This window comes from Mesorhizobium sp. M0296 (assembly GCF_040321675.1).
In the GTDB taxonomy this organism is placed as follows: domain Bacteria; phylum Pseudomonadota; class Alphaproteobacteria; order Rhizobiales; family Rhizobiaceae; genus Mesorhizobium.
Genome location: NZ_JAMYRZ010000036.1, coordinates 59,567 through 69,275, shown reverse-complemented (window position 1 = coordinate 69,275; position 9,709 = coordinate 59,567). Strand labels below are relative to the sequence as shown.

Below are 9,709 nucleotides of genomic sequence, written 5' to 3'. Positions count from 1 at the left end.
TTGGCCCCCACCCCCCCCGCGGGGGGGGTGTTTACCGCCGGTCCCGGGCCAACCCCCTGCCGGTGGTGGGTGGGGGCGGGTATATTTGCCCCTCTGGCGGTTATTTTTGTCGGGGGGGGGGGGCCGGTGCGACCTCGCCGACCCCACCCCGTCTCGCAGTCTCCGCTTCGCTTCGACTACTCGCCGACCCTCCCCTCGAGGGGGAGGGTAAAGAGCCGCATTCTCAAATCGCCGCGGTAATAATAATCTCGACCAGATATTCCGGTCCGGCAAGTTTCGCTTCGCCGGTGGCGCGGGCCGGCGTGTTGCCCTGCGGTACCCATCTGTCCCACTCCGCGTTCATCTCGGCAAAGGTGCTCATGTCGGCCAGCCAGATGATCGCCTGCAGGATCTTGGTTTTGTCGGTGCCGGCCTTGGCCAGCAATTCGTCGATCGCCGCCAGAATGTCCCTGGTCTGGGCACCGACGTTTCCGCCCGGCTTGCCGACCTGACCGGCCAGATAGACGGTGTTGCCGTGGATGACGATCTGGCTCATGCGCGGGCCTACATCGATACGACGAATGCTCATTGGATATTCCTTCTCCTCTTGTCGGTGCGCCTGTTTAGGGGCCGGGTTCGCCGGGGGCAAGGCCGCTCGAGCGGAACTTCTTGAGCCAAGCCAAAGCACACAACAAGACGGCCCGGCCGCAATTCCGCCCGATTGGCTTGTTGACTAATGTAATAACATCACATATCGAATCCGCCCCTGCAGCACCGATCATCGCCCCATGGATCGTCACATGAGCCAAACCTGCCTGACCTTCCGCGACCTGACGCTGGGCTACAATAGCCATCCTGCGGTCCACCACCTCAATGGTACGATCCGCAAGGGATCGCTGACGGCGGTCGTCGGCGCCAACGGCTCCGGCAAATCGACGCTGATGAAGGGCATCGTCGGCGTTCTGAAGCCGATGGCCGGCGCGGTGATCCGGGCGCCCGGCGTGCGCGCCGCCTATCTGCCGCAGCAATCGGAGCTCGACCGCTCCTTTCCGGCCCGGGTCGTCGACCTGGTTTCGTTTGGCCTGTGGCCGCGGCGCGGCATGCTCGGCCGTTATACGAGGGAAGATCGCGACTCTGTCAGCAAGGCGCTGATGGCCGTCGGCCTCGGCGGCTTCGAGAAGCGGCCGATCGACACGTTGTCGGGCGGCCAGCTGCAGCGCACGCTGTTTGCCCGCGTGCTGTTGCAGGATGCCGAGCTCATCCTGCTCGATGAGCCGTTTAACGCGGTCGACAGCAAGACGGTCGGCGACCTGATCGCGCTGATCAAGCGCTGGCACGGCGAGGAACGCACCATCATGGTTGTGGTCCACGATCTCGATCTGGTGCGGCAGAATTTCCCCGAAACACTGCTCCTGGCGCGCCAGCCGATCGCCTGGGGCGAGACCAGGGAGACGCTGCAGCCGGAGAATCTGTTGCGCGCGCGCCGCTTCCACGAAGCCTGGGAAGACAACGCGCCGTGGTGTGAGCCCGGCGAGCATGATCACCAGCACGGTGGCCACGAGCACAGCCATGATCACGACCATCATCACGGCTCCGGGCCGAGGGCGGCATGATGGACGTGCTTTACGGTCTTTTCGTCGCTCCTTTCGCCGACTACGCCTTCATGCAGCGGGCGCTTGCCGGTTCGATGATGCTGTCGCTCGGCGCCTGCCCTGTCGGCGTGTTCCTGATGCTGCGGCGCATGAGCCTGTCCGGCGATGCCATGGCGCATGCCATCCTGCCGGGTGCTGCCGCCGGCTTCCTGTTCTATGGCCTGGAGATCCTGCCGATGACCATCGGCGGACTGATCGCCGGCATCATCGTGGCGCTCGGCGCCGGCGCCGTCTCGCGCTTCACCATTCAGCGCGAGGACGCCTCTATGGCGGCCTTCTATCTGATTTCGCTGGCCATCGGCGTGCTCATGGTTTCGATCCGCGGCTCCAGCGTCGATCTCATGCATGTGCTGTTCGGCACCGTATTGGCGCTCAACAACGAGGCGCTGACGCTGATCGGCGGCATCGTCGTGGTGACGCTGGTCAGCCTCGTCATCTTCTGGCGGGCGCTGGTCGCCGAATGCCTCGACCCTTTGTTCCTGCGCTCGGTCAGCCGGATGGGCAGCCCGGTGCATTTCATCTTTCTCGGCCTCGTCGTGCTCAACCTCGTCGGCGGCTTCCAGGCGCTCGGCACCTTGCTGTCGGTCGGGCTGATGATGCTGCCGGCAGCGGCGGCCCGCTTCTGGACCTCGCGCGTCGAGCCGATGTGCGTGCTGGCCACAGTAATCGGCTTTGCCTCCTGCATTGCCGGGCTGCTGTTGTCCTACCATGCGTCATTGCCTTCCGGCCCGGCCATCATCCTGTCCGCCGGCGTCGTCTATTTCGCCTCGATCCTGTTCGGCACGCGCGGCATCCTGCGCGCCCGCATCGTCCATCACCGCCACAGAACTGCCTGATCCCAACAAGGAGAAACTGTCCATGCTGAATTCGATCCGCGCCGCTTTGGCCGTGAGCGTTATAACATTAACCGCCTTTGGCGCATCTTCGGCCTTTGCTGAGCCTTTGAAGGTGGTCGCCAGCTTCACGATAATCGCCGATTTCGCCAAAAATGTCGGCGGCGACCGCATCGATCTGACCACCATCGTCGGGCCGGACGGCGACGCCCACGTCTACGAGCCGAGCCCCGCCGATGCGGTGGCGATGGCCAAGGCCGACATCGTGCTGGTCAACGGCCTGCATTTCGAAGGTTTTCTGCAGCGCCTGGTCGACGCCAGCGCCACCAAGGCTTCGATTGCCGTGCTGACCAAGGGGGTCACGCCGATCAATTTCAAACCCGAATTCGCCGAGGCCGATGTCGCCGAAGGCGCGGAAACCGACGGCGGCAAGACGGTCACCGATCCGCATGCCTTCCAGTCGATCACCAATGCCGAGATCTATGTGAAGAACATCGCCGACGCCTTTTGCACGGCCGACGCTGCGGGTTGCGACAGCTACAAGGCCAATGCAGCCGCCTATACGCAAAAGCTCGAGGCGCTCGAGGGCGAAGTGCAGGCGGCGATCCAGTCGATCCCGCAGGAGAAGCGCGTCGTCATCACCTCGCATGACGCCTTCGGCTATTTCGAGCAGGCCTACGGCTTGACGTTCCTGGCCCCGGAAGGCGTGTCTACCGAGTCGGAGCCCTCCGCTGCCGACGTCGCCAAGCTGGTCAGCCAGGTGAAACAGGACAAGGCGGCGGCGATCTTCGTCGAGAACATCACCAACCCGCGGCTGATCGAGCAGATCGCCAGCGAGACCGGCATCAAGGTGGGCGGCACGCTCTATTCCGATGCGTTGTCGCAGCCCGACGGCCCGGCCGCGACCTATATCGATCTGATGCACAACAACATCGCCCAGATCAAAGGCGCGATCCTAGGAAGCTGAGCTGTCTAGTCACTCCATCCGGTCGGGCTGAAATTGCCCGGGCGGATTTCTATCTAATGGCGGTTGCCGACCGGGTCCGGGAGTGGCAAGACTGCCGCTAGCCAGATTGTGAGGACACCGCCATGGAATACCGTCAGATCAGCGAGGACTATTCGGTCTCGGGCCAGATCCAGCCCGAGGATGTCGCGACCATCAAGGCCGCCGGCTTCAAAAGCGTGATCTGCAACCGGCCGGACGATGAGCAGCCCGGCCAGCCATCGGCCGACACCGTCAAGGCGGCGGTCGAGGGCGCCGGGCTCGCCTTCCGCTACATCCCTGTCGTCAGCGGCCAGATCACGGCCGAAAATGTCGAGGACCAGGCCGAGGCGCTTGACGAACTCGAAGGCCCGGTCTTCGCCTATTGCCGCTCCGGCGCCCGCTGCACCAATCTCTATGGGCTGATCAAGCAGTCGAAGAGGTGAGAGGCGTTCCGATGATTAGTGATGCCGCCGTCTGGCTATGACCCGCCGCAGCCAGAAGAAAGCGACAAGCAAAGCGACATATGGCGCAAGATCGACGAGCGGAATCGTAGCGACCAACATTACGACGAAGCCCACGAGACAAATCGGAAAGCCGACACCGCACCACCAGCGCGACTTCGGATGAGTGAGTTCGACCCAGCCATACGGCCACGAAGGCCAGGGATTGATGATGCGCAACTCCCAAGCCTTCGGTTCATGCGCGGCGTGGATCAGACTACCAATCGTGAACGGCACAATCCCCACTAGAAACAGCACGATGCCGGCGATCTGAAAGTTCGACATGATTTACACTCAAATCGGCAGCGCGCCGGTTTCCTTCAGCGTCTCCAGCACGATCGCCGTCTTCACATGCTGCACGGATTCGTGCGGCAGCAGCACGCCGTTGACGAATTCCGACAGCGACTTCAGGTCCGGCGTCACGACCTTCAATATATAATCCATCTCGCCGGTCAGCGCGTGCGCTTCCTGCACTTGCGGCAGCCGCGCCACCAATTCGCCGAAACGCCGCGCATTGTCGCGGTTGTGGGTGGCGAGCGTCACCGAAATGACGTTGACCAGGGAAAAGCCGAGCTTGTCGCGGTCGAGCACCGCCCGGTAGCCCTTGATATACCCGTCCTCCTCCAGTCGCTGGCGACGGCGCGAGCATTGCGACGCGGACAGGTTCACCCGTTCCGACAAATCGTTGTTGGTCAGCCGTGCATCGCCCTGCAACAGAGCCATTATCTTGCGGTCAAACTGGTCGATGCGCGCCTCATCCATGTATTTCGGGTCCGCAGTGCACAACTCGCGCATGATCAGACCATTTCAAGCGTTTGAATGCAAGCAATTTGCACTCGCTCCGCGCTATAATTGGGTTTAGATGGCCGACGCGGCCAGTTCCAGATTTCGGAGCAATGCCATGGGTCCCTTCCCGCACGACGCACCGCCCGCCAAGATCAGCAAAACCAATCCCGCCGGCACCGACGGCTTCGAGTTCGTCGAATTCGCGCATGCCGAGCCGGAAAAGCTCGCCGAACTGTTCACCCGCATGGGCTATGTGCCGGTGGCCAAGCACCGCAGCAAGGACATCACCGTCTGGCGGCAGGGCGACATCAACTATGTCGTCAATGCCGAACCGGGCTCGCATGCCATGAAATTCGTCGACAAGCACGGCCCCTGCGCCGCCTCGATGGCGTGGCGGGTGATCGATGCAAGGCATGCCTTCGATCACGCTGTGGCCAAGGGCGCGACGCCCTATGAAGGCAACGACAAGACGCTCGATGTGCCGGCGATCGTCGGTATCGGCGGATCGCTGCTCTATTTCATCGAAACTTACGGCGAGAAGGGCTCGGCTTACGACGCCGAGTTCGACTGGCTGGGCGAGCGCGACCCCAGGCCGGAAGGCGTCGGCTTCTATTATCTCGACCACCTGACCCACAATGTCTATCGCGGCCAGATGGACAAATGGTGGGATTTCTACCGAGACCTGTTCGGCTTCAAGCAGATCCATTTCTTCGACATCGACGGCAAGATCACCGGCCTGGTCAGCCGCGCCATCACCTCGCCCTGCGGCAAGATCCGCATCCCGCTGAACGAGTCCAAGGACGAGACCAGCCAGATCGCCGAATATCTGAAGAAGTATAATGGCGAGGGCATCCAGCACATCGCCGTCGGCACCGACGACATCTACGGCGCCACCGACAGGCTGGCCGCCAACGGCCTGAAGTTCATGCCGGGACCGCCGGAGACCTATTACGACATGTCTTATGCCCGCGTGAACGGCCATGAAGAGCCGATCGAACGTATGAAGAAGCACGGCATCCTGATCGATGGCGAGGGCGTCGTCGACGGCGGCACGACCAAGATCCTGCTGCAGATCTTTTCGAAAACCGTGATCGGCCCGATCTTCTTCGAGTTCATCCAGAGAAAGGGCGACGAAGGCTTTGGCGAGGGCAATTTCCGCGCCTTGTTCGAATCGATCGAGCAGGACCAGATCAAGCGCGGCGTGCTGAAGGTGGACGGCAAGGCAGCGTAGCCAACTCGGCCGAGGTGCCTTGTGGTTTGATCAATTATGACCTAAATTCTGGTCATAAGAGGTCTGACCATGAATGTTCCGATGGCAAAAGCGAAGGCCCAACTCTCTGAGTTGGTGAAACGTGCCCAGGCCGGCGAAGAGATCCATCTGACGCGGCATGGAGAGGTGGTGGCGACCTTAAGCGCGCCCACCCGGGCCGGCGGGAGCAAAGGCCTTTTTGGGGCCCTGAAAGGCCAAATTCGGATACCGGATGATTTTGATGAACTCGGTCCCGAATGGGACGAGTACATTAAATGAGCCGCCAATATCTGGTGGATACTCATATTCTGCTTTGGGTACTCAACGCGGATTCACGCCTTTCGGATCACCATCGCGACATCTTTCTTGCGGGCGAGGATGTGGTCGTCAGCGCCGTCTCGGTAGCAGAGATCGCCATTAAGAAATCGCTCGGCAAAGTCACGCTCACAGGCAACATCGTGGAAATCCTGCGATCGAACGGCATTCCGATCCTCAGTGTGAATGAACTACACGCAGCGAGGCTTGAGCATCTGCCGTTCCATCATCGCGATCCCTTCGACCGTCTGCTCATCGCACAGGCTCAAATTGAAGGTCTGACGGTGGTCACTGCGGATCGACATTTCTCAGCCTACGACGTCGCGTTGGCCTGATCATCCAGCTCCAGCCGCTCGACTTCGGCTTTCCTCAACTTCACATCGTAATCGAGCAAGCACTCGTCGAGTTGCGGCGGTTTCACCGAGGTGCCGGACAGCATCGCGTGCACCTGGCCGCGATGATGGATGTCGTGGATGAAGAGATGGGCGAGCACGTCGCCGATCCGTTCCGGTACCATGCCGTCCTCGCGCCGGTCGGTGACGACGCGGCGCTCGAGATCGTCCGCCGACAGGCGGTCGCAAAAGGCGATCAGCCGCCGGTCGGCCTCCGCCTGTGCAACAAAAAGCGCCTTGGCATCATTGAACGGCACAAAATCGTCATGGGCGGCGGCGCCGACGCCGCCCTCTTCGAGAAAATCGAGATAGAGGTGATCGACCGCCAGGATGTGATTGAGCGTTGCCTTGATCGAGGGGAAGAAGCTTATCCTTTCAACCTCGAATTCGCCGGGCTCAAGCTGCAGCACGGCACGATAGAGCCGGTCGTTCGACCAGAGATTGTTGGCTGCCATGCGCCGAAAATGGTTCAGCAGGTCCATGACTTCACGGCGCGACCCGGAATAGCGACACACCCGCCCATAGAAGCGCAAACCCAGCCAAAACAGTCAGCAGCAGCCCGATCATGCGCCGCCGCATGGCTTGCGTTTCCTGGTCCAGCGCGACATTCGTGTTGGTGACGGTGTGAAACATCATCGCCTTGCGCGGCAGGCCGCTGCGGTTGGTCAGGCCGGGCGAGCGCGCCTCGATGCGATAGCTCAGGCGGATCGCCAGGATGAAGATCGCCAGCATGACAAGGGCCCAGACACCGCACAGCAGATAGAATGTCTCGCCCGTCATGCTCTTGCCCCCTCGTACTTCTCGACCTTCTGCTCGATGGCGCCGAAGATCGAATGCCCGCCCCTGTCCTTCATCTCGATGCGCACGCTATCGCCAAAGCGCAGGAACGGCGTTTTCGGTTCGCCGGTTTCGATGGTCTCGATCATGCGCAACTCGGCGATGCAGGAGTAGCCGGCGCCGCCCGCCGAGACAGGCTTGCCCGGCCCGCCGTCGAGCTTGTTGGAGACGGTGCCCGAACCGATAATGGTGCCGGCAGCCAGCGGCCGCGTTTTTGCGGCATGAACAATCAACGCCGGAAAATCGAAGGTCATGTCGATGCCGGCGTTTGCCCGGCCGAACGGCTTGCCGTTGAGATCGACCAGCAGCGGCAGGGCGACCTTGCCGCCGTCCCAGGCATCGCCCAGCTCGTCCGGCGTCACCGCAACCGGCGAAAAGGCCGATGACGGTTTCGACTGGTAGAAGCCGAACCCCTTGGCGAGCTCGGGTCCGGTCAGGCCGCGCAGCGTTACATCGTTGACCAGCATGACCAGCCGGATCGCCGCCCGCGCCTCATCGAGGCTTGCGCCCATCGGCACGTCGTCAGTGATGATGGCGACCTCGCCTTCCATGTCGATGCCGAAGGCCTCGTCGGCCATGCGGATCGGGTCGCGCGGCGCGAGGAAGGAGTCCGAGCCGCCCTGGTAGATCAGCGGATCGGTCCAGAAGCTTGCCGGCATCTCGGCGCCGCGCGCCTTTCGCACCAGCTCGACGTGGTTCACATAGGCCGAGCCGTCGGCCCATTGGTAGGCGCGCGGCAGCGGCGAAAGGGCGTCATGTTCGTGAAAGCGGGCAGACGGCACCGCATTATTCTCAAGCGATTCGGCCATCGCAGCGAGATGCGGCGCGATGCGATGCCAGTCGTCGAGCGCGGCCTGCAGCGTCCGCACCAGGAACGAAGCATCGGTAAACCGCGTCAGGTCGCGCGAGACGACGACGAGCTTTCCGTCGCGCGTCCCATCCTTCAATGTGGCAAGCTTCATGCGTCCTCCCAATGCGTTTATTCGTAGTATTTGCCGGCGTAGATAATTCTGGCCGCGGCTTTCCAAGGATTTTCATCCGCTAGAAACGCCGGATTGCCCTGCCCATGGGCTTCGAACCAGGCGACCGCCGATTCGAGAAAGGTGCTGATCGAGCCATTTTGCCACCCATTCCAGCCGGGATCGGATGGTCCGGGCTTCGCAATCTCCCTGCGGTCGGCGTCTTCCCGATCCCTCCTCAACGCATCGACGAACCGGACGAAAGACGGCAAGTCTTCCACCCGATCGAGAAACAAGGAGAGCTGCGCCCAGGATGTCTCCTCGGATTTCCGCACCTCTTCCCAAAGCTTGTCGTTGGTCACGTCTCACTCCCAAGCCCCACAACAAGGCCGTCGCGGGCGATCGTCAAGTCGCCGGCCCATGTTTTCCTGACGGCGGCAATCCAGTCGGCCTCGCCGATCTCGGGATCGTCGGCGGGAATGAGGTGGTTGAGGACCAGTCTTTTGACGCCTGCATCACAGGCGATGCGGCCCGCTTCCTCGGCAAAGCTGTGGCTGGCAAGCAGGTGTTCCCTCAGCCTTGCGCCGTTGCCGGTCTTCGCGACCAGCCGCTCGATACCCTTTTCCAGCATGGCCTCGTGGACCAGGACGTCGGCGCCCTCGGCGAAATCCGCCAATGGCGGAAAGAACGCCGTATCCGATGAAAAGACGATGCCTTGCCCCGCATGATCGAAGCGCAGCGCAAAGCAATCCGTCACCGGCGGGTGGTCGACGCGCAGCGCCGATATTTTGAGACCGCGCTCTTCCGCCACCTGGCCTTCACCAAACTCGACGATCGAAACCAGGTCGCGGATATCCGGCCGGCCTTCGTCGGCGATGCGGATCTCGATGTCGAATTCCATCGCCTGGCAAAAGCGCTGCCAATAATGGCCGATGCCGGGCGGGCCGAACAAAGTGACGGGCGCCGCCAGGCCGGCGGTCCAGGCGGTGTGGATCAACGGTCCGAGTTCCAGCACATGGTCGGAATGCAAATGCGTGATGAAGATCAGGTCGAGCGCCTTCAGGCTGATGCCGGCATCGGTCAGCCCGCGCGTTACGCCCAGCCCGCAATCGACGACGATGGTGCGGCCGCCAATCTCCAGCAGCGACGAACTCGGCCACGGGCCGCCCGGCCGCAGCGCCGGGCCACCCTTCGAGCCCAGAAGCACCAGACGATCCGTCAT

Annotated in this window: 15 protein-coding genes; 7 read left to right on the top strand and 8 right to left on the bottom strand. The window is 62.1% G+C overall.

All coding sequences use genetic code 11. The features are described from left to right. Positions 1-223 precede the first annotated feature (223 nt). On the bottom strand, positions 224-568 hold the full coding sequence (locus tag NKI97_RS27440; protein ID WP_352452256.1) for a RidA family protein: 345 nt from the start codon (positions 566-568) through the stop codon (positions 224-226). A 211-nt stretch (positions 569-779) separates the two neighbouring features. On the opposite strand from NKI97_RS27440, the gene aztA reads away from it, so the two are divergent. From aztA to NKI97_RS27420, 4 genes are all read left to right on the top strand, one after another. Further along, a complete protein-coding gene (gene aztA / locus NKI97_RS27435) occupies positions 780-1,592 on the top strand; it encodes a zinc ABC transporter ATP-binding protein AztA (protein ID WP_352452257.1) in 813 nt (270 codons plus the stop codon). Then, positions 1,592-2,467 (top strand): zinc ABC transporter permease AztB, encoded by an 876-nt coding sequence (aztB, locus tag NKI97_RS27430; protein WP_352452315.1) that lies wholly within the window; start codon positions 1,592-1,594, stop codon positions 2,465-2,467. The genes aztA and aztB overlap by 1 nt, the downstream gene beginning before the upstream one ends. Positions 2,468-2,489: 22 nt before the next feature. Then, a complete protein-coding gene (aztC, locus tag NKI97_RS27425) occupies positions 2,490-3,431 on the top strand; it encodes a zinc ABC transporter substrate-binding protein AztC (protein WP_352452258.1) in 942 nt (313 codons plus the stop codon). Positions 3,432-3,553: 122 nt separating this feature from the next. Next, on the top strand, positions 3,554-3,892 hold the full coding sequence (locus tag NKI97_RS27420; RefSeq protein ID WP_352452259.1) for a protein tyrosine phosphatase family protein: 339 nt from the start codon (positions 3,554-3,556) through the stop codon (positions 3,890-3,892). A gap of 15 nt (positions 3,893-3,907) precedes the next feature. Here NKI97_RS27420 and NKI97_RS27415 read toward each other — a convergent pair whose 3' ends face one another. Next, a complete protein-coding gene (locus tag NKI97_RS27415; RefSeq protein ID WP_352452260.1) occupies positions 3,908-4,234 on the bottom strand; it encodes a hypothetical protein in 327 nt (108 codons plus the stop codon). 9 nt (positions 4,235-4,243) lie between these two features. Then, positions 4,244-4,711, bottom strand: coding sequence for an Lrp/AsnC family transcriptional regulator (locus NKI97_RS27410; protein WP_023674409.1), 468 nt, complete (start codon positions 4,709-4,711; stop codon positions 4,244-4,246). 139 nt (positions 4,712-4,850) lie between these two features. Between NKI97_RS27410 and hppD the strand changes: the two genes are divergently transcribed. The 3 genes from hppD (at position 4,851) to NKI97_RS27395 (ending at position 6,634) form a co-directional block, all read left to right on the top strand. Beyond that, positions 4,851-5,966 (top strand): 4-hydroxyphenylpyruvate dioxygenase, encoded by a 1,116-nt coding sequence (gene hppD, locus NKI97_RS27405; RefSeq protein WP_352452261.1) that lies wholly within the window; start codon positions 4,851-4,853, stop codon positions 5,964-5,966. 69 nt (positions 5,967-6,035) lie between these two features. Then, on the top strand, positions 6,036-6,263 hold the full coding sequence (locus NKI97_RS27400; protein WP_023674407.1) for a type II toxin-antitoxin system Phd/YefM family antitoxin: 228 nt from the start codon (positions 6,036-6,038) through the stop codon (positions 6,261-6,263). Further along, positions 6,260-6,634, top strand: a complete 375-nt coding sequence (locus NKI97_RS27395; RefSeq protein WP_023674406.1) for a type II toxin-antitoxin system VapC family toxin — start codon at positions 6,260-6,262, stop codon at positions 6,632-6,634. Before NKI97_RS27400 ends, NKI97_RS27395 begins: the two co-directional genes overlap by 4 nt. Here NKI97_RS27395 and NKI97_RS27390 read toward each other — a convergent pair. The 5 genes from NKI97_RS27390 to NKI97_RS27370 are packed head-to-tail and all read right to left on the bottom strand — an operon-like array spanning position 6,613 to position 9,709. After that, on the bottom strand, positions 6,613-7,173 hold the full coding sequence (locus NKI97_RS27390; RefSeq protein WP_352452262.1) for a DinB family protein: 561 nt from the start codon (positions 7,171-7,173) through the stop codon (positions 6,613-6,615). The two genes, NKI97_RS27395 and NKI97_RS27390, sit on opposite strands and share 22 nt — an antisense overlap. A gap of 4 nt (positions 7,174-7,177) precedes the next feature. Beyond that, a complete protein-coding gene (locus NKI97_RS27385) occupies positions 7,178-7,471 on the bottom strand; it encodes a hypothetical protein (RefSeq protein ID WP_352452263.1) in 294 nt (97 codons plus the stop codon). Next, the gene (locus NKI97_RS27380) at positions 7,468-8,490 is read right to left on the bottom strand and encodes a fumarylacetoacetate hydrolase family protein (protein ID WP_352452264.1); all 1,023 of its coding nucleotides are present in this window, start codon (positions 8,488-8,490) and stop codon (positions 7,468-7,470) included. The genes NKI97_RS27385 and NKI97_RS27380 overlap by 4 nt, the downstream gene beginning before the upstream one ends. 17 nt (positions 8,491-8,507) lie before the next feature. Further along, the gene (locus NKI97_RS27375; RefSeq protein WP_352452265.1) at positions 8,508-8,849 is read right to left on the bottom strand and encodes a DUF7660 family protein; all 342 of its coding nucleotides are present in this window, start codon (positions 8,847-8,849) and stop codon (positions 8,508-8,510) included. Next, on the bottom strand, positions 8,846-9,709 hold the full coding sequence (locus NKI97_RS27370; protein ID WP_352747056.1) for an MBL fold metallo-hydrolase: 864 nt from the start codon (positions 9,707-9,709) through the stop codon (positions 8,846-8,848). Before NKI97_RS27370 ends, NKI97_RS27375 begins: the two co-directional genes overlap by 4 nt.

Coding starts and splice junctions, on each gene's coding strand:
- NKI97_RS27440 (WP_352452256.1), bottom strand. CDS start 568: ATGAGCATTCGTCGTATCGATGTAGGCCCGCGCATGAGCCAGATCGTC.
- aztA (WP_352452257.1), top strand. CDS start 780: ATGAGCCAAACCTGCCTGACCTTCCGCGACCTGACGCTGGGCTACAAT.
- aztB (WP_352452315.1), top strand. CDS start 1,592: ATGGACGTGCTTTACGGTCTTTTCGTCGCTCCTTTCGCCGACTACGCC.
- aztC (WP_352452258.1), top strand. CDS start 2,490: ATGCTGAATTCGATCCGCGCCGCTTTGGCCGTGAGCGTTATAACATTA.
- NKI97_RS27420 (WP_352452259.1), top strand. CDS start 3,554: ATGGAATACCGTCAGATCAGCGAGGACTATTCGGTCTCGGGCCAGATC.
- NKI97_RS27415 (WP_352452260.1), bottom strand. CDS start 4,234: ATGTCGAACTTTCAGATCGCCGGCATCGTGCTGTTTCTAGTGGGGATT.
- NKI97_RS27410 (WP_023674409.1), bottom strand. CDS start 4,711: ATGGATGAGGCGCGCATCGACCAGTTTGACCGCAAGATAATGGCTCTG.
- hppD (WP_352452261.1), top strand. CDS start 4,851: ATGGGTCCCTTCCCGCACGACGCACCGCCCGCCAAGATCAGCAAAACC.
- NKI97_RS27400 (WP_023674407.1), top strand. CDS start 6,036: ATGAATGTTCCGATGGCAAAAGCGAAGGCCCAACTCTCTGAGTTGGTG.
- NKI97_RS27395 (WP_023674406.1), top strand. CDS start 6,260: ATGAGCCGCCAATATCTGGTGGATACTCATATTCTGCTTTGGGTACTC.
- NKI97_RS27390 (WP_352452262.1), bottom strand. CDS start 7,173: ATGGACCTGCTGAACCATTTTCGGCGCATGGCAGCCAACAATCTCTGG.
- NKI97_RS27385 (WP_352452263.1), bottom strand. CDS start 7,471: ATGACGGGCGAGACATTCTATCTGCTGTGCGGTGTCTGGGCCCTTGTC.
- NKI97_RS27380 (WP_352452264.1), bottom strand. CDS start 8,490: ATGAAGCTTGCCACATTGAAGGATGGGACGCGCGACGGAAAGCTCGTC.
- NKI97_RS27370 (WP_352747056.1), bottom strand. CDS start 9,709: ATGACGGATCGTCTGGTGCTTCTGGGCTCGAAGGGTGGCCCGGCGCTG.